Origin of the sequence: Oligella sp. HMSC09E12 (assembly GCF_001808505.1) — a bacterium.
Lineage (GTDB): Bacteria > Pseudomonadota > Gammaproteobacteria > Burkholderiales > Burkholderiaceae_B > Oligella > Oligella urethralis.
On the sequence record NZ_KV793568.1, the window covers coordinates 108,447 to 132,233 of the forward strand.

The 23,787-nt window shown below is 47.3% G+C and carries 22 protein-coding genes and 1 riboswitch; of the genes, 11 read left to right on the top strand and 11 right to left on the bottom strand.

Features of this window, described 5'->3' with window-relative positions; all coding sequences use genetic code 11:
* Nucleotides 1–11: 11 nt before the first annotated feature.
* Nucleotides 12–701, bottom strand: a complete 690-nt coding sequence (locus tag HMPREF3179_RS04635) for an O-methyltransferase (RefSeq protein ID WP_083290692.1) — start codon at nucleotides 699–701, stop codon at nucleotides 12–14.
* 22 nt (nucleotides 702–723) lie between these two features.
* Nucleotides 724–1,803, bottom strand: a complete 1,080-nt coding sequence (gene pyrC / locus HMPREF3179_RS04640) for a dihydroorotase (protein ID WP_070469864.1) — start codon at nucleotides 1,801–1,803, stop codon at nucleotides 724–726.
* A gap of 327 nt (nucleotides 1,804–2,130) precedes the next feature.
* On the opposite strand from pyrC, the gene panD reads away from it, so the two are divergent.
* The 3 genes from panD (at nucleotide 2,131) to HMPREF3179_RS04655 (ending at nucleotide 3,763) form a co-directional block, all read left to right on the top strand.
* The gene (gene panD / locus HMPREF3179_RS04645; protein ID WP_018026525.1) at nucleotides 2,131–2,514 is read left to right on the top strand and encodes an aspartate 1-decarboxylase; all 384 of its coding nucleotides are present in this window, start codon (nucleotides 2,131–2,133) and stop codon (nucleotides 2,512–2,514) included.
* A gap of 123 nt (nucleotides 2,515–2,637) precedes the next feature.
* Complete coding sequence (locus tag HMPREF3179_RS04650; RefSeq protein WP_018026524.1) at nucleotides 2,638–2,865, top strand: HP1242/YdcH family protein; 228 nt, start codon at nucleotides 2,638–2,640, stop codon at nucleotides 2,863–2,865.
* A gap of 16 nt (nucleotides 2,866–2,881) precedes the next feature.
* The gene (locus HMPREF3179_RS04655) at nucleotides 2,882–3,763 is read left to right on the top strand and encodes an NRDE family protein (RefSeq protein WP_070469865.1); all 882 of its coding nucleotides are present in this window, start codon (nucleotides 2,882–2,884) and stop codon (nucleotides 3,761–3,763) included.
* 53 nt (nucleotides 3,764–3,816) lie between these two features.
* Here HMPREF3179_RS04655 and HMPREF3179_RS04660 read toward each other — a convergent pair whose 3' ends face one another.
* Both HMPREF3179_RS04660 and HMPREF3179_RS04665 read right to left on the bottom strand, forming a co-directional pair.
* Nucleotides 3,817–4,455, bottom strand: coding sequence for a YiaD family glycine zipper/OmpA-like lipoprotein (locus HMPREF3179_RS04660; protein WP_070469866.1), 639 nt, complete (start codon nucleotides 4,453–4,455; stop codon nucleotides 3,817–3,819).
* Between the two features lie 152 nt (nucleotides 4,456–4,607).
* Nucleotides 4,608–6,035, bottom strand: coding sequence for an MFS transporter (locus HMPREF3179_RS04665; RefSeq protein WP_070469867.1), 1,428 nt, complete (start codon nucleotides 6,033–6,035; stop codon nucleotides 4,608–4,610).
* A gap of 137 nt (nucleotides 6,036–6,172) precedes the next feature.
* Here HMPREF3179_RS04665 and HMPREF3179_RS04670 point away from each other — a divergent pair, with 137 nt between their 5' ends.
* Nucleotides 6,173–6,958: an enoyl-CoA hydratase gene (locus HMPREF3179_RS04670; RefSeq protein WP_036557317.1), complete on the top strand. Its 786-nt coding sequence runs from the start codon at nucleotides 6,173–6,175 to the stop codon at nucleotides 6,956–6,958.
* Between the two features lie 65 nt (nucleotides 6,959–7,023).
* Here HMPREF3179_RS04670 and HMPREF3179_RS04675 read toward each other — a convergent pair whose 3' ends face one another.
* Both HMPREF3179_RS04675 and metH read right to left on the bottom strand, forming a co-directional pair.
* Entirely contained in the window at nucleotides 7,024–7,818 is a 795-nt protein-coding gene (locus HMPREF3179_RS04675) for a helix-turn-helix transcriptional regulator (protein ID WP_018026519.1), read from the bottom strand.
* Between the two features lie 31 nt (nucleotides 7,819–7,849).
* Entirely contained in the window at nucleotides 7,850–11,626 is a 3,777-nt protein-coding gene (gene metH, locus HMPREF3179_RS04680) for a methionine synthase (RefSeq protein WP_018026518.1), read from the bottom strand.
* A 230-nt stretch (nucleotides 11,627–11,856) separates the two neighbouring features.
* Nucleotides 11,857–12,059, top strand: a riboswitch (cobalamin riboswitch).
* Between the two features lie 40 nt (nucleotides 12,060–12,099).
* Between metH and HMPREF3179_RS04685 the strand changes: the two genes are divergently transcribed.
* A complete protein-coding gene (locus HMPREF3179_RS04685; protein ID WP_018026517.1) occupies nucleotides 12,100–13,992 on the top strand; it encodes a TonB-dependent receptor plug domain-containing protein in 1,893 nt (630 codons plus the stop codon).
* Between the two features lie 81 nt (nucleotides 13,993–14,073).
* A complete protein-coding gene (locus tag HMPREF3179_RS04690; protein WP_070469868.1) occupies nucleotides 14,074–14,943 on the top strand; it encodes an ABC transporter substrate-binding protein in 870 nt (289 codons plus the stop codon).
* Here the strand turns inward: HMPREF3179_RS04690 and HMPREF3179_RS04695 are convergent.
* The gene (locus HMPREF3179_RS04695; RefSeq protein ID WP_018026515.1) at nucleotides 14,940–15,860 is read right to left on the bottom strand and encodes an NAD(P)/FAD-dependent oxidoreductase; all 921 of its coding nucleotides are present in this window, start codon (nucleotides 15,858–15,860) and stop codon (nucleotides 14,940–14,942) included. The genes HMPREF3179_RS04690 and HMPREF3179_RS04695 overlap by 4 nt on opposite strands.
* Nucleotides 15,861–15,937: 77 nt before the next feature.
* Between HMPREF3179_RS04695 and folB the strand changes: the two genes are divergently transcribed.
* The 4 genes from folB (at nucleotide 15,938) to HMPREF3179_RS04715 (ending at nucleotide 19,074) form a co-directional block, all read left to right on the top strand.
* Nucleotides 15,938–16,297 carry a dihydroneopterin aldolase gene (folB, locus tag HMPREF3179_RS04700; protein ID WP_018026514.1) on the top strand — a complete coding sequence of 120 codons (360 nt, stop codon included), beginning with the start codon at nucleotides 15,938–15,940 and terminating at the stop codon, nucleotides 16,295–16,297.
* Between the two features lie 14 nt (nucleotides 16,298–16,311).
* Complete coding sequence (gene ttcA, locus HMPREF3179_RS04705) at nucleotides 16,312–17,262, top strand: tRNA 2-thiocytidine(32) synthetase TtcA (protein WP_083290693.1); 951 nt, start codon at nucleotides 16,312–16,314, stop codon at nucleotides 17,260–17,262.
* Nucleotides 17,255–18,127, top strand: a complete 873-nt coding sequence (queF, locus tag HMPREF3179_RS04710) for an NADPH-dependent 7-cyano-7-deazaguanine reductase QueF (RefSeq protein ID WP_070469869.1) — start codon at nucleotides 17,255–17,257, stop codon at nucleotides 18,125–18,127. The genes ttcA and queF overlap by 8 nt, the downstream gene beginning before the upstream one ends.
* A 92-nt stretch (nucleotides 18,128–18,219) precedes the next feature.
* Nucleotides 18,220–19,074, top strand: a complete 855-nt coding sequence (locus HMPREF3179_RS04715) for a pirin family protein (protein ID WP_070469870.1) — start codon at nucleotides 18,220–18,222, stop codon at nucleotides 19,072–19,074.
* Between the two features lie 775 nt (nucleotides 19,075–19,849).
* Here the strand turns inward: HMPREF3179_RS04715 and HMPREF3179_RS04725 are convergent.
* The 3 genes from HMPREF3179_RS04725 to HMPREF3179_RS04735 form a co-directional block, all read right to left on the bottom strand.
* Nucleotides 19,850–20,143 (bottom strand): contact-dependent growth inhibition system immunity protein, encoded by a 294-nt coding sequence (locus tag HMPREF3179_RS04725; protein ID WP_070469872.1) that lies wholly within the window; start codon nucleotides 20,141–20,143, stop codon nucleotides 19,850–19,852.
* A gap of 47 nt (nucleotides 20,144–20,190) precedes the next feature.
* A complete protein-coding gene (locus tag HMPREF3179_RS04730) occupies nucleotides 20,191–20,997 on the bottom strand; it encodes an RNase A-like domain-containing protein (protein WP_070469873.1) in 807 nt (268 codons plus the stop codon).
* Nucleotides 20,998–21,455: 458 nt separating this feature from the next.
* A complete protein-coding gene (locus HMPREF3179_RS04735) occupies nucleotides 21,456–22,559 on the bottom strand; it encodes an NAD(P)H-dependent flavin oxidoreductase (RefSeq protein ID WP_070469874.1) in 1,104 nt (367 codons plus the stop codon).
* A 183-nt stretch (nucleotides 22,560–22,742) separates the two neighbouring features.
* Between HMPREF3179_RS04735 and HMPREF3179_RS04740 the strand changes: the two genes are divergently transcribed.
* On the top strand, nucleotides 22,743–22,901 hold the full coding sequence (locus tag HMPREF3179_RS04740; protein WP_018026506.1) for a DUF1328 domain-containing protein: 159 nt from the start codon (nucleotides 22,743–22,745) through the stop codon (nucleotides 22,899–22,901).
* A 121-nt stretch (nucleotides 22,902–23,022) separates the two neighbouring features.
* Here the strand turns inward: HMPREF3179_RS04740 and sodC are convergent, their stop codons facing one another.
* Nucleotides 23,023–23,553 (bottom strand): superoxide dismutase family protein, encoded by a 531-nt coding sequence (gene sodC / locus HMPREF3179_RS04745; protein WP_070469875.1) that lies wholly within the window; start codon nucleotides 23,551–23,553, stop codon nucleotides 23,023–23,025.
* Nucleotides 23,554–23,787: the final 234 nt, after the last annotated feature.

Here is a 23,787-nt window from a genome sequence, read left to right on the forward strand (position 1 = left end):
GGCCTATGCGCTTATTTCACAATAGCCATTGAAAAGCCATCCCAGCTCTTTGCACCCACCGTCTGTATGGCGGTCGCATCAAGCTGCGGATGCTGACTCATCAACTCAAAAAAGCTACGTAGCCCCTTGATATTAGACCCGCGTGCGTTTTCATCGATTACCTTACCATGACGCACGACATTATCCCCGATAATCACCGTCCCCGGTCGCGACAGCTGTAAACACAGCTCCAAATAACGTGGATTATTCCCCTTATCAGCATCAATAAACACAAAATCAAAGGGTTCACAGCCCTCATCGATTAGACGCTGCAAGGTATCGGCTGCGGGCCCCTCAAGTACCTCGATTTTATCGCTCATTCCCGCAAATGCAATATTGTCACGCGCAATCGTCACATGCTTTGCATCATAATCTAAGGTGATGATTTTACCGTCCTCGGGCAATGCCAAACCCATCCAAATGGTGCTATAAGCGGCTAAGGTACCAATCTCTAAGACCCGCTTGGCGGCCATCATCTGCACTAAGAGCTTTAATAACTTACCCTGTGTAGGTGACACATGAACAAAAGGGATCGGGTGCTGCTTTGAGCGCTCCAACACCTCCGCCAATAAACTATCTTGGGCAATTAAATGCTGATAAAAATAGGCATCCACCGCCGCTGCCTGCTGCAAATCCACCATGCGCTTCGCATCTGCTGTCATTTACTACTCCGAGAACGAGTTGTTAAGCTTCAAAGGTCCAGTTTAAGGTGGTACCTGCAGCCAATGGCACGAGGGTGTCACCATTAACATAGGGTAGATACGTCGGCACTTCAAAGGCTTGACGCTTTAAGCTAATGGTCTCGGTATTACGAGCTAAACCGTAAAAATCCGCACCATAGAGACTGGTGAATCCCTCTAACTGCTCAAGTTTGCCGGCCATATCAAATGCCTGCGCATAAAGCTCCAGGGCATGCAGCGCCGAATAACAACCCGCACAACCACCACTCTGCTCCTTCAGACCGCGCGCATGGGGCGCACTGTCGGTGCCCATAAAAAAGCGTCCTGAACCGCTAGTCGCCGCTTCTACCAGCGCTTGTCGATGCACCTCACGCTTTAAAACTGGCAGACAGTAATAATGTGGCTGCAAACCATTAGTAAAAATAGCATTGCGGTTATACAGTAGGTGTTGCGGCGTGATCGTGGCGGCTACTGGCCCCTCTGCATCCCGCACATAGTGCGCCCCCTCTTTGGTTGTAATATGCTCAAACACCACCTTTAACTCAGGAAAGCGTTGACGCAAAGGCAGCATCACCCGATCAATAAAGACCGCCTCGCGATCAAATACATCAATCGTCGGATCGGTGACCTCACCGTGCACTAATAATGGCATCCCGAGTTGCTGCATCTGTTCCAACACCGCAGAGCAATTCCCCAACAGATCGGTCACGCCAGCGTCAGAATTGGTAGTGGCGCCGGCTGGGTACAGCTTGACTGCGTAAACTAAGCCAGAGGCCTTAGCCCGAACAATCTCCTCGGCGGCGGTGTTATCTGTCAAATACAGCGTCATCAAGGGCTCAAAGCCTAATAAGGAGGGATCCGCCTGCGCCTCTGGGGAGTCTGCTAAGGCCTGCATAATACGCTGATGATAGGCTTGCGCCTGCGCCGTGGTGGTGACCGGTGGTACCAGATTCGGCATAATCACAGCGCGTTTAATCTGCTTAGCGGTGTCTGCCACCACATGAGCCAATGCCTCACCATCTCTTAAGTGCAGATGCCAATCGTCTGGGCGTATAAGGGTGATGTTATCCTCACTAATTTGCATAATACATCCTAATCAAAAACAGTAAAAATCTCGAACTGTGGTTATTTTAGCTTTTTAAGCAAGCTTTTAAAAACATTTGTATAATGAATGCCTTACAATATCACGCTTTATCCATCAGCGCTGGGGCAGTTTTACTTGCCCGAGAAGCCGTACCAGAGCGGTTTAACGAGCAATATCAAGCGACAGTTTAGCCGCCGCTTTAAATCAATGCTTGATTAAGCCCGAGTATCGGCGACAGGTTTCGATACAAGGCAAAGACGCCGGATTTTAACCAGCCCCTCAGCGCACACCTTAGCTCCAAGTAATTAACTTAAATCAGAGAAAACTATGATGCGTATTATGATGAACAGCAAAATCCACCGCGCTGTGGTGACCGAAGCCGACTTAAACTATATCGGCTCCGTGACTATCGATCGCGACATCATGGATGCTGTGGGTCTATTAGCCAATGAAAAAGTCGCCATTGTGAACAATAACAACGGCGCTCGTTTAGAAACCTATGTCATTGAGGGCGAGCGCGGTAGTCGTGTAATTTGCCTTAATGGCGCCGCCGCTCGTTTAGTACAAAAAGGTGATGTCGTGATTATCATGTCTTACGTCTATGTGACTGACGAAGAAGCAAAAAATCACCGCCCTAAAGTGGCCATTATGAATCCTGACAACACCATTCAGGAAATTCTTGACTATGAGGCAGAAGCGACCATCAGGTAGTCCTTTTTCATGGATAATATAGGTAGGTGCTGGTGATTGAGCAAGTCATTTCAGTGCTTTCCTAGTTTTTAACAATTGCTACAGCAATTCAGGCTTTTAACTCTTCATAAAGGATATAAACATATGTTCCCTGAATATCGAGATCTAATCGCTAAGCTTCGCCAAGAAGATGCACACTTTGAAAAGCTATTCGATCAGCATAACGAACTTGATCACAAGATCATTCGCATGGAGCAAAATGCGGCTACGGCCATCCATGCAGACTTAGAAATTGATAAGCTCAAAAAAGAAAAGCTTGTACTTAAGGATCAAATTTACCAACTACTACTTAAGGCCGACGGCAAGCACTAGGTCTTGTATTAATTAAATGTGCATCGCCTATCTACGCTTTCAACCAGAGCAAGAGATTGCATTATTTATAGCGGCTAATCGCGATGAATTTCACCGTCGTGCCACGGCCTATGCCGATATTTGGCCAGATCACGATACGATCATTGCCGGTCGGGACTTAGAAGCCGGTGGTACCTGGTTAGGTATGAATCGCCAAGGCGGTGCCGCATTAATTACCAATATTCGCCATCCCATGGCGCTCAAAAGCACCGCGACTAGTCGTGGTGCTTTAGTACTTAATGCCCTGCGACATCAGGCGGCAGATCCAGCGCATTGGTACGGTGCAGATCCCTTAGCGCAGTGGCTTCAGAAGCAAGGCCCCTTAGACAGCTACAATGGCTTTAATCTGATCTTCGGTGATGCTAAAGCACTTTATTACTTAAGCAATTACGCCCTTATTGCACCAGATACCTGCTCCCACAAGCAGCATTTACACCCCCTCAAAGCGGGTAGTTACACCCTCTCCAACGCCAATTTATACACCCCATGGCCCAAGACAGAGGCCCTTGGCAAAAGCTTAACGCAGGTGGATGTATCAGCACTTCGCCCTCATGATTTTCACGAGCCTCAGAGCAGCTTCGTTCGTGATTTTACGGAGGAGGTATTTGCGCGCTTGGCAGATACGCAGCAAGCTGTACCGGAGCGACTACCACAAACTGGTATTACTAAGGAACTAGAACAACTGCTCAGCAGCCCCTTTATTATCAGCCCAGATTACGGCACCCGTAGCTCAAGCATTGTTTTAATCTTCAAGGATGGTAGCAGCTTTCTGGCTGAACGCAGTTTTGACCCTCAAGCGCACATTATCCAGCAACGTTATTTTTTTCAGCGACAGGGAGAAATAGTTTGCGGTCATTAAAAAAGCAGAGCACCTAGGCTCTGCTTAGTATTATGCGATTAACTCAGCGACGCTTATTCAACCGCATACAAGAACAATTCAACACGACGGTTCATACGACGACCCTCGACGGTATCATTAGACGCAATTGGATCGTTGGCAGCGCGACCCTCAACCATCATACGCCCTTGATCTACGCCCTGACTGGCCAAGTAATTCGTCACTGCAGAAGCGCGGTTATTAGATAGTGGCTGGTTAATTGAAACCGAACCCGTGCTATCGGTGTGACCAACGGACTTCACACGCAATTGCTGATGGGTATTCATCTCAGCAGCAACTTGGTTTAAGACGGGATATAAATCCGCCTTAAGATCGTATTTACCGATATCAAAAGTAGCATTTTCAGGGATATACACCTTGAGACTACCGTCAGGCATCTGAGTCGTTGTAATACCTAACTCTTGACCGCCGGCTTTGTTGATATTGCCACGCAGACGATCCCAATTATAACCAACAATACCACCTGCTACAGCACCGATACCGGCACCAATACCAGCCGCTTTGGAGCTATCACCGATCAGTGCGCCCAAACCAGCCCCCACGGCAGCACCCACACCAGCACCCGCTGCTGTCTGACCACCTTGAGTGGCACAACCAGCCACTAAGGTCGCTGCTAAAACCATACCACCTAAACGCATTGATTTGATTTTCATCCTATTTCTCCTAGTCTCATATGGTGAAATCCTTGTAACCATAAAATAGCATTACGCAGACTTTTAAATTACCCTTCCGGTAATTGAATCCTCTCATATTATCAAAGCTTAAAGCATTCAACCTTAAGTAATTGTAACTATTCCCACAGCGCCTACTTAAAGCCTGTGCGGGCCGCTTTAGAGAGCATCACAAACACCAAAGGCAGTACCGCAAAACTCAGCAATAACGCAGCCGAGGCTGATTGCGTGCCGGCTAAGTCGCCCCGATTAAAACCTGCCATTGCTACAATCATGCCACCCAAGGCCGTACCCAAAGAAACTGCATACAATTGCACCGTGGTAATGGCACTCGAGGTCTGATTCTCCTGCCCCTTATCGGCGGCCATTAAAATACGCGCCAAGATATGCGACCAAGACATGCCCACCCCTAAGCCAATACCAAATAAAGGAATAATTAATAAGCCGACCAAAGACCATTCGCTACTCAGTGCTTGCCACGGCATCAACAAGCCTAAAATGAATAAAGAGCTAGCGGAAAGTAAAGGGCTATAAAACAGTAGCTTATTAACCGTCTGGCTCGACTTAGATGCCGTACTAAGCGTACCTACTGTCCACGCTGCAGACATGGATGCTGCCATATAGCCAGCGAATAAGGGGCGCAGGCCATGAATATTCTCCAAAAAGTACGGGATAAAAACCTCGGTGGTCACCCCCATACTAAGTAACAGCACGCCTGCAAACAACGCCCCTACGGGATGCTTCCAAGAATACAGTGCAGTCGGAAATAAAGGCTTATCCCCTGTTAAGTCACTGCGTGCAATAAAAAACAAAATCAGGCCCACCGCCAATAACACCGTTATTCTAAGTAACCACGAATCGCCTAAACTGCCCAAGGACAGAATAATCACGGAAAGGCTCAACAACAGAATCTTAAGCAAAGGCAACTCGCTTTTTGTATGCGTGTCCATGGCAACCGTTCGCTGGGGCACTTGGCTTAACACCAAGCAAGCTACAACCAAGGCGATTGGCACGGTTGACCAGAGTGCTAGGCGCCAGGCACCGTGCTCGGCAAATAAACCACCGACGGCGGGACCGGTTAGGGTCGACACACCCCACATGGTTGAGATCAATGCCATAGCACGGGACCATAAATGTGCTGCAAAGACCAAGCGCACCGAAGCATAGCTGAGCCCAAGCATCACGCCACCACCCAAGCCTTGGATAGTGCGGCCACACAGCAGAAAAGGCATGCTGGGCGCAAGCGCAGCCAAGATAGAACCCAAGATAAACACAAAAATGCTCAGCAAATAGGCAGAACGCAAACCCAAGCGCTCCATCAGGCGTACGGCCACGGTAGAGCCGATAATCGATGCCGCCACAAATAAGGAGGTATTCCATGCGTAGTAATCAATCCCACCGATATCTCGCACCACCGAAGGCATAATCGTGGTGACGATATAGACATTAATCGCATGCACCGCCACACCACCGCACAGTGCAATCGCTCTTAAACCATTGCGACCACCCAAGAGCTCGGCCCATCCACCCTGTTGTGTAGGGGTCTTTAATTGATTAGGCATAATTCATCCAACATTCTAAATCCATAAAAGATGGGCTATTCTACCAAATTAGGCAGCCTTGGCCGCAGTCAGACATTTACCCTAGGCTTTTGAAAATGTTATGCTTATAAAAATAAAAACAGCCACCAGGAGACAATATGCCCAACGCTGATCAAGCACTGATCCTCACCCGTCGCGAAGAGGACGTGATCACCATTAGCCTAAATCGAGCCCATCAGTTTAATGCCTTATCCGAGGCGCTACTACAGGCTTTAATCGACTACTTAGCACCCTTGCAGGAGGACACGACACTACGTTGCGTGGTGATTGAGGCGCAGGGTCGAGCTTTTTGTGCCGGGCACGATCTTAAGGAGATGCGCAGCAAACCCGATTTAACTTACTACCGTGAGCTTTTTACTCACTGCGGCCAGTTAATGCAACTAATTCGTGCTTTGCCAGTCCCCGTCATTGCTAAGGTACAAGGCATTGCCACCGCTGCCGGTTGTCAATTAGTGGCGGCGTGTGATTTAGCGATAAGTGCGGACACGGCGAAGTTTGCCGTATCAGGGATCAATGTCGGTCTCTTTTGCTCTACCCCGGCGGTGCCATTAAGTCGTAATGTACCAACTAAGCAAGCCTTTGAAATGCTCTTTACCGGACGCTTTATTGATGCCCACAGCGCTCAACGGTGGGGGCTGATTAATGACGTAGTAACACCCGCCGAGCTTGACGCACGGGTACAGAGTTTAGTCAATGATATTGTCGCCAAAAGCAATGCTGCGGTTCGTTATGGCAAACGCATGTTTTATCAGCAACTTGAAATGCCGCTCGCCGAGGCTTATGCCTATGCGAGCGAGGTAATGGCACAAAATATGATGGAGGATGATGTGGCCGAAGGCATTGATGCCTTTATTCAAAAGCGGGCACCGGTATGGAGCTCCTAGTTAAGAGCTAGCCCCTCATGTTACAGCATGCGACGGAGGTGCCAAGTCCTATCTCAAGCGGTAGCTTATGAGTGCTTAATTAACATCACTAATTTATAGTCCAGATGCGTGGCCAGTCTGAAGGTGAGTTGTTCAAAGCTTAATTCACCTAATTGCGGATGATTAAAGCTGCGACTGCCACCCTCTCTGGCTTGCACCGCACGCTGCCCCCAAAACTGAGCAAATTCCTCACTGAGACTGCTAAAGCTGTCGAGAAACTCTCGCACCTCATTTTCTTCCATAAAAGGCGCAATATCAGCACGTAGCTCGGCCACTGAACGCCGCGCCCGTTCCTCCCAATCGACGATAATATGGCGCGCCTGGGGCTCTAAGAAAATAAAACGCAGCAAATTCGCAGCGCTTCCCACCTGACAGCTAGGCCAGTTAGCAAACAGATCGTCTAACTGCGGATTAAAATAAAGAATATTCCAATACCTATCCAGAATATAGGCAGGTGTGCTTATCTGTTGCACCGAATCCGCCAAGAACAATGGCAAACTACCGGCGGAGGCCTTTTCCCGATCCGGATCACTTTGCTCAGCGAGTTGAAATAAATAGGCTCGTTCCACCGGGTTTAAATGCAGCGCATCAGCTAGTGCCGACCAAACCTCAGCCGACACTCTCAAGTCACGACCCTGCTCAATCCAGGTGTACCATGTCACACTGATGCCGCTTAATTGAGCCACCTCCTCACGCCGTAGTCCCGGCGTGCGACGGCGCCCATAATTGGGTAGCCCCGCCATACCGGGAGTCACCTTAGCTCGCGCCTGACGCAGAAAATCGCCTAATTCCTTTTGTTTGAGTGAACCAAAACGCGCCATGTTACCCCCCCTTATCGATTAAAGCTAAACTCTACTCAAGCACGCTGCTAAGCTGACGTTTTGCTTGTCCAAGAGAGATATTGCAACGTTCAGCATAATCATGCAACTGATCATCACCAATGGTGCCCACATTAAAGTATGAAGACTCGGGGTGACTAAAATAAAAACCGGACACACTAGAAGCTGGAATCATCGCATAACTCTCAGTGAGTTGCATACCGATATGCTCAGGCGCCAGCACCTCAAACATTGCCGCTTTGACCGTATGCTCAGGACATGCCGGATAGCCGGGCGCTGGCCGTATGCCTTGATACTTCTCATCAATCAAGGCTTGATTATCTAAGTGCTCATCCGGCACATAGCCCCAGAGATCGGTACGTACACGATGGTGTAAGGCCTCCGCCAAGCCCTCGGCAAAGCGATCGGCTAGCGCCTTAATCATAATCGATGAATAATCATCGCCCTCGGCCTCAAACCGTGCAACATGCTTTTCAATACCCAAACCACCGGTAACGGCAAACATGCCAATATAGTCTTGGACACCGCTCGCCTTAGGGGCAATATAATCCGCTAAGCATTTATTCGCGATACCAGTACGCTTTTTGCCTTGAGAACGTAGATTGCGCCAAGTCAGTAGTACCTCAGAACGAGACTCATCCGTATACAGCTCAATATCGTCATCATTAATCGAATTGGCAGGATAAAAGCCTACCACGCCACTGGCTGTCAACCAGCGACCGTCAATGATTTTTTTAAGCATGACTTGGGCATTTGCAAATAGCTCTTGCGCCTCTTTGCCCACGACCTCATCCTCTAGAATGGCTGGGTACTTACCGAAAAGCCCCCACGAATTAAAGAACGGTCCCCAGTCAAAGTACTTTACAATCTCCGCCAAATCAAAATTCACGATCTCACGACGGCCAATAAACTTCGGCTTAGGTGGGGTGTAATTGCTCCAATCGATGGCAACCCGATTCGCCCGCGCTTCTTCAATGGAAATCAGAGGATTGGCCTTGCGATTCGCATGACGCTGACGCACCTGTTCATATTCCTGGTCGAGTTTTTCGACAAAGCTATCCACGTCATCAGACACCAGAGCCGTACAAACACCCACCGAACGGCTGGCATCCGGCACATAGATCACTGGTCCCTCATAATTCGGGGCGATTTTAACTGCGGTATGTACACGGCTAGTGGTAGCACCGCCAATCATTAAAGGAATTTTGCGCTCCGTAAAATAAGGGTCGCGTTGCATTTCCGCCGCCACAAACTGCATTTCCTCAAGACTGGGGGTGATCAGACCGGACAGACCAACAATATCTGCATTGACCTCTTTGGCCTTATTAAGAATATCGGCAGCGGGTACCATCACGCCCATATTCACCACGTCGAAGTTATTACACTGCAGTACCACGTCCACAATATTTTTACCAATATCGTGTACATCGCCCTTGACCGTAGCAATTACAATTTTACCCTTGGCGCGTACATCACCTCCGGCCGCTTCAATCTGGCGCTTTTCCTCCTCAATAAAAGGTACCAAATGCGCCACTGCTTCCTTCATCACACGGGCCGACTTGACCACCTGTGGTAGGAACATTTTACCGTCGCCGAACAAATCACCCACAATATTCATGCCGTCCATTAACGGCCCTTCGATCACCTCAATCGGACGACCGCCGGCATTGGTAATTTCCTGACGAACTTCTTCTGTGTCTTCAACAATATAGGTTGTGATGCCATGAACCATGGCGTGAATCAGGCGCTGACGCACTGGCGCTTCACGCCAACTCAGATCCTCCTCTTTACGCACGACATTGCCGCGCACGCTTTCAGCATGCTCCACCAGACGTTCAGTATTAGTTCGGGTATCATGCGGATCGGTTTTACCTACCGGCTCACTGCGATTAAAAATCACATCCTCAACCAAATCACGGGTGAGCTGATCCAACTCGGCATACACGCCCAACATACCGGCGTTAACAATGCCCATGGTCAATCCCTCACGAATGGCATAGTATAAAAAGACGGTATGAATGGCTTCACGCATCACTTCATTACCACGGAACGAAAAACTGACATTGGAAATACCGCCGGAAATACGTGCATGCGGCAGATTCTCATGAATCCACTTCACCCCTTCGATAAAGTCCATGGCGTAGCGATTATGCTCTTCCAGCCCGGTGGCAATGGCAAAGACATTGGGGTCGAAAATAATATCTTCCGGTGCAAAACCGACTTCATCAACCAGGATCCGATAGGCTCTTTCGCAAATCTCGATACGCCGTTGCAAATTATCGGCCTGACCCTGCTCATCAAATGCCATCACCACCACGGCAGCACCATAGCGCATACATAATTTTGCATGCGCTTTAAACTCCTCCACCCCCTCTTTCATGGAGATCGAGTTAACGACCGCTTTGCCTTGAATACACTTCAGGCCGGCCTCAATCACCTCCCATTTGGAAGAATCGATCATAATCGGCACCCGTGAGATATCTGGCTCCGAAGCGATGAGATTCAGAAAACGCACCATGCATTGCTTAGCATCTAGCATGGCCTCGTCCATATTAATATCAATAATCTGCGCCCCATTTTCCACCTGCTGGCGCGCCACCGCTAAGGCTTCGTCGTATTTCTCCTCGCGAATCAAGCGTAAAAAAGCCTTGGAGCCAGTTACGTTAGTCCGCTCCCCGACGTTGACAAATAAGCTGTCTTCATCAATATTTAAGGGCTCCAAACCGGACAAACGCGTCTTAATTGGAATCTCTGGCACCTTGCGTGCCGGCACACCACGTACTTGCTCCCGAATGGCAGTAATATGCTCAGGTGTGGTACCGCAACAGCCGCCAACCACGTTAACAAAGCCCGCCTCTGCAAACTCCCTAAGTAAGGAGGAGGTCACATCGGGCGTCTCGTCAAAACCGGTTTCAGACATGGGGTTTGGCAGACCGGCATTAGGATAAACACAGATATAGGTACCGCAGATCTTAGCCAGCTCCGCCACATAAGGGCGCATCAGGGCGGCGCCTAAGGCACAGTTTAAGCCGATGGTCAGCGGTCGCGCATGGCGCACGGAGTTCCAGAAGGCCTCAACCGTTTGACCGGAAAGAATACGACCAGAAGCATCGGTCACCGTACCGGAAATCATCACAGGCAAGCGCACACCACGTTCTTCAAACACCGTCTCAACCGCAAAAATAGCGGCTTTGGCATTCAGCGTATCGAAAATTGTTTCTAATAAAACAATATCAATTCCGCCATCAAGTAAGCCATGGAGCTGCTCCGTATAGGCATCTCTTAATTGGTCGAAGGTGATATTACGCGCACCGGGGTCATTCACATCGGGGGAAATGGAAGCAGTCTTAGGCTGCGGTCCTAAGGCGCCCGCCACAAAACGGGGTTGCTCTGGGGTGCTGTATTTCAACACGGCGGCCTTGGCCAACTCAGCCGAGGCCTTATTCAACTCATAAGCAATCTCTGGCAAATCATAATCACCCTGCGCCACGCGCGTCGCACCAAAGGTATTGGTACTGATAATATCTGCGCCAGCCGCTAAATACTGCTCATGAATGGCAGCGATAATATCTGGACGCACCAGAGAAAGTAGCTCGTTATTACCCTTGACATCCTTATGATGATCGGCAAAACGCTCGCCCCGAAAATCCTGCTCACCCAGTTTGTAGGTCTGAATCATCGTTCCCATCGCCCCATCCAGCAGCAAAATATCATCGCCGCTGAGACGACGGGCAAACTCCGCCCCATGTGTATAAGAATCGATTGGATAAGGCAAGGTTGGATAAGACACGACAAACCCTTTAAAACAAAGAAAAATAAAGTCTTATATTATACGTCAGCCCGCTTCACTAAACACGGCCTAGACTTCGTCTCACACACTTGATGCTAAAGGCACGGCGCTTTAAAAGCAGTTTGGGCTGGTGTGAGCTGATAACATTTTGTTGCTTTTAAACACCACTTATTAGGCGAAAGCCCCTAATTATGAGCCCTCGCCTAATAAAAAAATGAATTTTTGTTACAATACTTGCAGGATTGATGGGTGCTTACGGCTAAATAGAACACCATTCTGTCGCTGCGTAAGTTAAATGGGAAACAGGATGCTCATACTCCACCCACTCCTTTAGGAACTGAGCAAAACTGTGCTGCCCCCGCAACGGTAATGATTAATTTGTCTCCTATCTAATTTTTCAAGCCCGATACCAGCCCGCAATCTACCTGGTTTTTTATCATTATGTGCGGGGTCGCACATTCACAGGATTGTTCATGTTTAAAGTCTCCTCCTTGACGACAGCCTTGGCTGTCGCTTATGTATTTACATCTACTGCAACAGCACAAAGCACCGACACTCAACATACGCAGCCGGAAATTCAACCATTACCACCGCTGGTAGTTATTGCTTCTCGTAGTGCCCAAACCATCGATCGTGCCATTGGTGATATCTCAGTGATTGACGGCGTGCAACTACGTCAATCAACTGACGCTACGATTTTGCGCACGCTAGCACGCCAACCCGGCATCCAAATGTACGATAGTGGCGGTCCGCAGACTACATCAGGTATTTCCATGCGCGGTGCATGGGGTGATCAAAACTTGATTATGCTAAACGGTATCCGCATCAATAATCCGGTGAGCGGTAACAGTATCCCATGGGGCACCCTCAATCCTCGTGCCTTTGAGCGGGTTGAGATGGTTCGTGGTTCTGCCAGCAGTTTATGGGGCTCAAGTGCCATGGGCGGAGTGGTTAATTTAGTGACCGAAGTGGCTCCTGGTGAGATCCGCGACTTTAGCCCCTATGCAGATATTGGCTTTGGCAGCCAGGGTACGGCCCGCAGTGGCGCTGGCTTCTCAGGCGCTGATGGCACCTTTGATTACAGCCTCAATGCGCTTTATGCCAGATCCGATGGTTATAATGCCACCACCAAAGACAATGTCTTTAGCTATCATCCGGACGATGACGGTTATCAGCAACATAGCCTAAGTGGCAGCTTCGGTTGGACCTGGGCGCCTGAACAACGCATTGGTGTGCACTTTTTTAATAGTTATTTAAATGGGGATTATGATGCGGGTCAATTTGATCCCGTCGGTGCCCATGTCAAACAGCGTCAGCAGGTTTACGGTGTTAGCAACAGCAATAAAATCACCGATTGGTGGCAGAGCACCTTGCGCTATGGCTTTGTGAAAACCTCCATGTTTAACAACGGTCCTTTCGGTGACTCAAATAATCGCAACTATCAAAATAGTTTTAGCTGGCAGCATGACTTCAGCCTCACGCCTGATCAAATCATCTCCGTGTTTTATGAAGGCTACAAAGAGCGCATTGCTTCTTCAAGCCAATTTGATAAAAACAAACGCAACACCAATTCCTTTGGTGCGATTTACCAAGGCCATTTTATGGATCGTCATCATGTGCAAGCAAGCATCCGAAACGATCGCTACACAGATTATGGCGCTCGCACGACCGGTAGCTTAGCGTATGACCTGGATATCACAGAGGAAGTCACTGTGGGGGTGGCGGCAAATACTGGTTTTAGAATGCCAAGCTTTTATGATCTCTATGCACCACTTGAATGGGGCTTTAAGGGCAACCCCGAGCTAAAACCTGAAAAATCGCGTAATCTCGAAGCCCATATTAGCTTTGAAAATGAGACTAGCTCAGCCAGTTTACGTGCTTTTCATAGTAAGTACCGTGACTTGATCAATCCCTATGACCTTAGCATGTTCCCAGCTTCTACCAGTAACACGGAAAAAGCAAGCATTCGTGGTATCAGCCTAAATGCCTCCCACGATTTTGGCACTACGCTAATTTACGCAGGTGCAGACTTCTTGGATCACAAGGATGACAGCACTAAAAAGCGTTTATTACGTCGGGCGCGTCAAGTCTATCGTGCTGGTGTAGTACAACGTTATGAACGCTTTGAGTTAGGCGCTGAGTTTATGCACATCGGCTCACGCTTTGATGATAAGGACAACACACCTGAAAAGCGTTTAGGCGGTTATGGCATTGTGAATTTATCTGCCAAAGCGCAACTGAGCAAGGAATTCTCGGCACAACTTCATTGGAATAATGTGTTCGATAAAAAATATGCGCCAAGTCACGGCTATCGCGGCCAAGGCAGCAATGTCTTTGTCAACCTAAGTTGGCAGCCCAAGCAATAATTGTTCCTTAGTTCCTTCAAAAGCTGCTTTAAGTGGGAGTAAAATCTAAGCTTCCCATAAGCAGCTTTTTTAGTTTATCCAATGCAGATAAAACAATGGCTTTGCTTAATTACTTTAAGCTTAAATTTACTCTTTCTCACCACCAAGGCGTGGGCGCTTGAACAGTCGCCTCCACGGCTAATTAGCTTGGCACCACATCTGACCGAGATGGTGTATGATTTAGAGCTGCAACAGCAATTAGTTGCGGTGGATGCGTATAGCAACTACCCAGCAGCAGCTAAAAAGCTACCCCGCATTGGCTCTGGCTTGGAGCCCAATCAAGAGCTACTGCTACGCTATGGTGCGGATATTTTATTAAGCTACTCAAGCTCAGTCAGCATTGAAAAAATCGCCCGCAAGCTCGGCATGAGACTATGGATTTCTCAGCCACAGAGCGTGCCGGCACTTTTTGCTGATTGGCGTCAACTGCTAGCCCTAGCACAAACGGATCCCCAAAAAGCAGCGCTCATCGAAGATAAAATTCAACAGCTCGAAATGGCTTGGCGGGAGATGACTGCCACGTACGCAAGTCGTCAAGGCAAAAGTGTATTTTTTCTGATTGCTGAGCAACCCCTCTACAGTATCAGCGATCAGAGCTTTCTTAGCGCAGCGCTTAAAGGCTGTCAGGCTGAGAATATCTTTGCTGATATCAAGCAAAGCAGTTTTTTAGTCGATCCGGAAGCACTCTTAGTCAAGCGGCCAGAATTTATAATCCACGGCTATCGCAGCGATCAAGCCAATGGCAAACAACTCGCCCAAGCTGCTGTCCTAGCTCGCCTGCAAAAGCTTGGTCTCACTGTGCAAGCCGAGCAGCTAATTAGCGTTGATGTGGATATTTTGCACCGCCCAAGCTTGCGCTTTATCCATACCTTGCCAGGCATCTGTGCTGCGCTTCACAAAGCCACACACTAAACCCCTAAATCCAACGCCCGCTGTATTGCCTTAGCCGCTGTCACCCCATCAGCCATCGCCGTGACCACACAAGGATGCTGCCTTCGTGTGACCTCGCCAATAGCATACAAAGAGGGCACCGCCGTTTGTGCCGTACGAAAATCCACCTCAATGTAGCCTTTATCATCAAGGTCAATGGGTAGCCCCTTGAGCCATTGGGCTTGAGGCTCATAGCCATAAAATACCAAAACCACATCATAAAACTGCTGAGCGACTTTTTTCTGTTGTGGATCAAAGTCATAGTCTCCCACGCTTATTTGCTCAGCCTTTAAACGCGTTAACCAATGGCTTTGTCCACGCAAGGTTCTGGCATACACATGTACTGAGGCTGCGCCACGGTTTAGGGCAAAGACCGCATTTTCTAAGGCATTGTCCCCACCCCCTAATACCGCAACGCGCTTCGCTTTAAAATCGTAATTATTTAAGCGAGCGCCTGCGCCAATCAACACATCATCAAATGACTGACCAACACATTCTGCGGGCACTTTATAATCCACACCAGTAGCAACCACCAGCTTTTTAGCCCTAACATATACTTGCTGCTGAGTTGACGCAACGACTTGTAGCCTAAAGCCCTCCGCCGTAGACTCAACCGACTGCACCTGATGCTGCAACTGCACCTCAATCTCGGCTGCGGCTAAACTATGCACTAAATTAGCTGCAACCTCCTTACCGCTAAGCCCTGGTGCGGTAGGATTCCACTCATCCATAAAGGGATTACGCGCACACATACCGCCAACCTGCTCTGTCGCCTCTAACAACAACACCGAACAGCCCATGCGTTTAAGCCAAACAGCACAGGTGACACCGGCCACACCTGCGCCGACAATGATTGAATCATAAGCAGTCGCTTCCGTAGCAATCGTCTCTGTTCTCATTGTCATAAATCCTTTTCAAACAAGCATTTCTCCGTCCAAGAGACTAAAATATAGCCTAATCACATTGAATCGATACTATGAATACCATTACCATCTTTTTTAAGCGCCTTGCGATTGAGGCGCGCATCGGTGTGTTACCGCGTGAGCTGAAAAACACACAGCGCATTTATGTAGACGTTGAGATCAGCGTCCAACCTACACAAGATGTTAACGATCTTGATATTAAGACTGTGCTTGATTATAGACAGCTCCGTCAAGCCATTATTGAAGAATGCACACGCAAACACGTCCATCTGGTGGAGGCGCTAGGGCAAATGATTACCACTCGCTTACTCAATGACTTTAGCGAAGTGGTGGCGGTTAAACTGCGCATCAGCAAGCCCTCAGCCTTTGATGATTGTGATGCCGTGGGCATTGAGTTTAATGTAAGCCGCTAAGCCACTATAAGTCTATGAGTATAAACCAAGCTACTTCTACCGTAAATGAGCATGAGTCCGAGCTATCGGAGCGCCAACGTCAGCGTAATAACAAGCTGACTAAAAAAATCATTCGTGAAACAGCCACAGCCATCACCGATTACAACATGATCGAAGACGGTGATAAGGTCATGGTCTGCCTATCCGGCGGCAAGGACTCCTATACCCTACTGGAAGTGCTGCGCACCCTACAAAAGCGTGCGCCAATACGCTTTGAATTGCTAGCGGTCAATCTGGACCAAAAGCAACCAGGCTTTCCAGCGCATGTGCTACCGACGTATTTAAGCAGTATCGGTGTACCCTTTCATATTGAAAATCAGGATACCTATTCCATTGTAAAGCGTGTGATCCCCGAGGGTAAAACCACCTGTTCATTATGCTCACGCTTGCGCCGAGGCATTTTATATCGCGTTGCTGAGGAGTTCGGCTGCAATAAAATCGCCCTAGGTCACCATCGGGATGATATTTTAGCGACCTTTTTCTTAAACCTATTTTACGCGGCAAAGCTCAAGTCCATGCCACCTAAGCTGGTCTCGGATAATGGCAAGCATACCGTCATTAGACCCCTGGCTTATGTCGCTGAGAGCGATATTATTAAATTTGCCGAGTTGCAGAATTTTCCGATTATCCCGTGCAATCTCTGCGGCTCTCAGGAAAATCTCAAGCGGCAGGAAATTAATCGCATGATTCGCCAATGGGAAAAGGAAAGTCCTAAAAAGGTCTGGAATACCTATAAAGCCTTAGCCAATATCGTACCGTCGCATCTGATGGACCGGGAGCTGTTTGACTTTGTCAATTTACGCCCTGATTTTCAAGATAATCCAGAGGGTGATATCGCCTTTGACAGCGAGCCTTTTCCCGACTTAGAAGAGAATCCAACGAAGCAACAACATATTGTTCAACTTATTAGAAAAAGCAATGCCTAAACAAATCAGTGATAGCAACTTGGGGCAAACAACACAGTACCCCAATCAATACGATCCAAGCCTACTCTTTCCCATTGCCCGTGTCGTCACACGTGAGGATTCGCGCGCCGCAAACACGCCTAACTGGATTGGCGCTGATCTTTGGACTGCCTTTGAAATCTCCTGGTTAGATAGTAGAGGTAAACCAGTGGTAGCTATCGCCTCTTTTGATTTTGCAGTGTCCAACCCCTACCTGATTGAATCTAAATCCTTTAAGCTTTATCTAAATTCCTTTAATCAGAGCAAATTCGATGCCCCCGAACAAGTGATCGAGCGCATGACGAAGGACCTCAGCCAAGCGGCCGGTGGCAAAGTCACGATTCAACTACTGTCCCCTCAAGCGTGGCAAGACGCGCAAATCATCGAACCACTCGGTGATTGTGTCGATGACTTAGCGATAAGCATTGATTGTTATGACGCCAATCCGGCCTTACTACAGCTACTCGATAGCGAGACAGACGCAGAAAGGGAACAAGCCGAACAAGCACGCATCCTGTATTCGAACTTATTAAAGTCCAACTGCCCTGTCACCAATCAACCCGACTGGGGCACAGTGATCATTGCCTATCAAGGGCAAACCATCGATCCGGCGGCGTTTTTACGCTATATCGTCTCCTATCGACAGCATAACGGCTTTCATGAGCTCTGCGTCGAAGAGATTTACTGCGATTTAATGAAATATTGCGCGCCGGAAGCTTTATTTGTTATGGCCCGCTATACACGGCGGGGCGGTTTGGATATTAATCCTTGGCGTGCGAGTAGCCAAGCCATTATCAAAGGAATGGAGCAACTATTGACCCCCTTTAATCGCCTAGCAAGGCAATAAAAACAAGCGCTTTTATCCTTGTATTTCAGGCGCTTAGCCCCATCTACTAGACTAGATCAAAGCTAACCACTTACATTTATCAGGATGAGTCAATGTCTAAAATCACTAAATCACGCACGATAGAAGAAATCTTTCGCGGTCAACAGACAAGCGATGGCGCTGGAGTAAAGCTCACCCGTTTATTAAGCAGCAATTTACAACGTCGTCTGGATCCCTTTCTCATGCTGGACTGCTTTGGCAGTGACAATCCCGATGATTATATCGCTGGCTTCCCTAACCACCCTCACCGCGGCTTTGAGACCGTTACCTATATGATCGAGGGTCGTATGTTACATCGTGACAGCCAAGGTAATGAAGGGCTGTTAGAAAATGGCGGTGTCCAATGGATGACCGCCGGTCGTGGTCTAATTCACTCCGAAATCCCTCAGCAGGAAAACGGGCTGATGCGTGGTTTCCAACTGTGGCTAAATCTGCCGGCTAAAGACAAGCTAATTGAGCCCTGGTACAAGGATTTCCAACAGCCGGAACTGCCAAGCTATGGCAGCGAAGCTGAAGGGCTAAAGGTCACGGTGATTGCCGGTCAAAGTCACGGCGTGCGAGGAGCCGTACAACGTGAACACACGGAGCCCCTATATCTCGATGTTATGCTAGCTGCCGGTAAGCGCTTTGAAGCGGCGATCCCAGCAAGGCATAATGCCTTTATCGTGGTCTACGACGGTCGAGTAGAGGTCGTAGGCACGGAAGTTGCAGCGACGCAACTAGCTTTATTAAGTAATGATCCAGAAGCTGACGGGGTCAGCCTCACGACCAGCGAAGACAGCCGCGTGCTAATTATTGCAGGTAAGCCGCTAAATGAGCCAATCTTTCAACATGGCCCCTTTGTGATGAATACGAGAGAGGAAATCATCCAAGCTTTTCAGGACTATCAGGCAGGCTTATTTGCCTAAATTGTGTGAAAGCGAATTAAAGGTGTTGAGATACACAAAGTCAACATGCAATTGGGAGCCGGCGCACTGACCCAGTAAAAACCTGCTCAAGTCTTAATTTGATATTAAGAAGAAAAATTTTCAGACAAGCATGCTATGAGATTTTTTGTAGCTTTAAGTACTTTTTATGAAATAAAGATGCTTTTCTTTTAATGGGATAGTTGTCATTAGAAATAGAATAGCTAGCTTTGGGGAGGATGGTTAATAACCACCTCTCATTATTATCAAAAAAGGCAAATCGAATTTTATCTGGAGCGGCGATAAGTAGATTTCTAAGCATCCCTTGTGCATATATCGCTGACAGTTCTAATGAATCGATGATCTTTAAATGATGATCGACATAATAAATATAAAGCGCCTCCTCAAAAGGGTTATATTCTGTGATCAATAAAAGGTAATGATTGCCCACACGATATTGAGCCTCTAATACTGCGCCACTTAGTGATAATCTTTTTTTAACTGTTTATGCTCAAGCAGCCGTGTTGGGGTTTGTCGATAACTTTTATTACATCGGCGCTTTGAAACTCATTAATCGCTTTAATGCTCATTAGAAAAGCCATCCAAAGGTGAGATCTGCACCAAGCGCACCTAGAGAACCTCCTATGAATACACCTAAGGTGACATAAGCGGGCGCAGCTGGACCACACGCAAGTCCTACAGCACCGCCTGGGAGGGTTTTCTAGCCTCATCATCTTGATGTATACAGAGCGCCCTCTTTTTATGTTGAAATGAAGATTTAAACATCTAACTGCTTCTGAACCTTCTCCTTGACCATATCAAGAAAGCACGGTACATCATCAAAATATATGTCGGGGTCGAAAGTTTTGTAAAAAGCCTCCTCTAAACAATCAGCATACTTTAATTCAAAATCAGCTATTTCATGCATTAATTGATGCAAGCCCTCAATAGGGGTACGAGTAACAAAAATTTCAACAACATCTTCTATATTAGTAGTTCTGAATATAATGTCGAAATCAAGATTTAAATAACCACCAACTAATTCGTCAAGTCTAGGATAATCTTCATGCATGTAAATATAACTTACCGTTTTATAAAAACAATTTTAATTTTTACATTCTAGGTTTTTGGAAAAGAAGTAAGAATATAATATCTCTTTCCGTTAATGTTCGTTTTAACCAACACCACTCTCAAGCTAGAGGTATTAATAAGCTCTTCAGAACCCCTCTTAATAAACCCACCCACTCTATAATTTGCATTATAGTTAAATCGGAGCACTTCTGAACTAGGCTGTTGACTCCATTGTTTAATTTTTGCTTTGTTTGCCTTTATCGCTTGAGATATAGCCTTTTCGGCTATATCTAAGTTAGTGAAAGAACTTACCCCTGTTTTTATTCGTGGGTCTGTCTTTAAGCGATACAATAATTCCTCTTTGGTCTTGCCCACATGTTGCGCAATGGTATGCCCTCCCATAAGCTCGTGCTCACTCAACTTTATTCTACCGAAACGAATAGCCCTTACTCTGAAAGCACCAGCAATTCCTAGCGCTACAGAAACGCCAATGGGTACAGCGACCTCAATTGTTTTAGCTAAGTTGTGCGCTGTCTCGTCATCAGCACCAAGTTCCTTGGCAAGTATTGCTGCGATCTTGTATGTAGAAGAATTTGTGTCAACTCCCGTCCAAAGTTGGTTTGCGCCAGTTGTAATAGCATCTAAACTATGAGCTGCTAGAGTAATACAAGCTTTACGAGCACGCACTCGACATAGCCCTACAGATCCTATAAGCTCTAGCGCACCAAAAAGAAGGGAGCCAGCTCCCCACAACCTATTTGATATAGTTTCCCCCTCACTGACAGATTGATCTGATAGAATAGCAGCCAACTGTACAGGAGTTAGCACTAATTGCAAACCTTCTTCACTTTGCATAAGATTTACCATAGAGTATGAGTTTTGGATATTCAAGAGAATCGGCAACGTAAGCACCTAACGCCAATAGATTACTCATACAAGGTGTCAACCTTATTACAAAACATTTTAATCAATCGAAACAGCGGGTCCTCTCAAACACCTCAAAATATTTACTACTTTCATGTCTAAGCTTTAATCATGCTCTACAAAAGCACTACCACCAAATTTTCTTAAAGGCTAACAACAAACTGCATCAGTACTCTGCACTTTACTGAATTGAATAGTTAGACTAAGCAACGTGATTGCTAAGACCCACATGTGAGGTTTCCGGTCCTGCCAGAATTAGTAAACCGGCACGGTTTAGCGACTTTATGTATTGACCATGAAGGATATCAGACTAAAGGAAGATACATAACATTATTTACAGACTCACAAAACACCCCACAGCCGTCACAAACCTTTTTAACCTAAACAATCTAATCTTCAAACGCTTCTTGAGCTAGTAAGGCTACCAACTCTGAGGCAGGCATCTCCCGAATTGCCGCTAAACCAGCCCCCGACCAATAGGCACCATAACCCTCTTCACCCTGCTTTAAAGCAGCATCATTTAATTGCTTATTAACGTCATATAAAAAGGGATAAGCTGGACGGGTTAACCCCTCCTCTTGCTCCAGCTTCGCCCCTAAATCACTTAACTTCGTTCTAAGGCCGCGCGCTGGACGCCCCGAAATAGCCGCACTAACGACCGTTTCTGGTTGATTTTGCCGTGCCTGCGCGCTTAATTGACGTCTATAAGCCGTTGAAGCGGAGCTCTCCGGGCAAAGAATAAAGGCGGTACCTAACTGCACCGCATCCGCTCCATGTGCCATCATCGTGCGGATTTCGTGACCAGTCATTATCCCGCCGGCTGCAATGATTGGGGTACTGCACTCTTTTTTGAGCAATTGTAGTAGCTCCAGGGTAGCAATCACCGGCTCGTGGTTCGCATCAAAAATACCTCGATGACCACCTGCCTCATAGCCCTGAGCCACAATATAATCCACCCCTGCCGCTTCCAATTGCTTAGCATCATTCAAATCACAGGCGGTGGCAAAAATTGCTACCCCTTGTGCCCGCAGTTTGGCTAATACCGCAGTCGACGGTAAACCGAAATGAAAACTAACAATCTGCGGCGCGGCCTTTAACACTACCTCGAGACGCTCATCCTCTACCTGTTGCAAGCTTTGGTAAATCAATTCAAGTCGACTTGGAGGTTGAGCAGCAAACCCTTCAAATACAGGCGCTAATCGTTGCAGCCAAGCCTGATTGGCGCGCTCATCAATCAAGGCCTCTTGATGTGAAAAAAAATTAATATTGAGCAGTGGACGCTTATCTTCTCCTGTCAAGTCCATATACTCACGGATCGTCTTCTCAAGCGTACTCGCACTCATCGCCCCACACCCCAAAGAGGGTAAAGCCCCCGCCCTTCTAACGCTCGCCGCTAACACGGGATTAGACACACCGGCCATGGGCGCTTGTATGATCGGATGAGTCAAAGCGAAGCGCTCACAAAAAGCATTATTCAGCATAAAATCCACCATCTCCTAACCAAACTTACGCTTACGTACACCAGCAATTGCTGCTTACACATTCACAATAAAAGTTATATAAACCCCATTGTACTTACAAAATCTGCCGATTCATTTCAAATTAATAATAGTCTCTAACTGCTGAATACTTTAAAGTAAAACTTCATGCTTATAAGAGAGAAAAAGGAGAAGTTCATGCTTCATTACGCCGTTGTGTTTTTAGTGATTGCCTTAATTGCAGCCGTTTTAGGCTTTGGCGGCATTGCAGGTACCGCCGCCGGCATTGCCAAAATACTATTCTTTGTATTTTTAATTATTGCTGTCTTGTCATTCGTGTTTGGTCGACGCTCCTGATGAGCATCGAATCTAAAGCCCTCTAAATTACGCAGTCTACTGATTTAGAGCTCTTTTTAGATAACAAATCGCCGCAGCTCTGCTGCGGCGATTTGCTTTATACAATTAACCTATCAGTGCGTTAGTTAATCAAGCCGCATAAGTTACGGCCCCCGCCACCACCCAGTGGTAACGGATCATCACTGTAGTTATCACCGCCCACATGAATCATCATTGATAAGCCTTTAATTTCATTTAAATCAGTGATACGTGGCGCCACCACTGGATAAGTGATCGTACCGTCATCAGCAACATACAAGGCCGGTAAATCCCCCTTATGACCAGTAGTGTCCCAAGGTCCCTTATGCGCATTGGTGTTGTCTGGGTCCCAATGACCACCCGCCGCCCCCGCAGGCACTACCTTGCCGTCTTTTTCAGTCGCATCACACGAGCCCTTGGCATGAATATGAAAGCCTCGCACACCTGCTTCATCAAGACCCTTAATATCAGGCGTAAATTTAGCACCAAACTCTGTCATCGTGATGGTGACCGTGCCTGCTGACTCACCCGGTCCCTTGTCGGTTGCAAATTTCATATCAACCACAATTTCATCCGCAGCATAAGCGCTATTCATCAATGCGGCACATAAGGCAGCAAATAAAACTTTTTTCATCATGAAACTCCTTTCAAAATATCGCAATGCTTTCACTGAAAAATCATTACGCAAAAAACTCTGCTAAAAACAGCAAAGCTATCAAAAGCTTAACACGTTGACCGGTTCTTTTACATGCCAAAAGCTGCCGCAATCAACGCAATTGTTTTAAACTGTAACACTGATAGCGACGCCTAGTATTAACACTGATAGCAATCGTTAGCGCTCCATCAGCCTGGGCAGATATGGTAAATA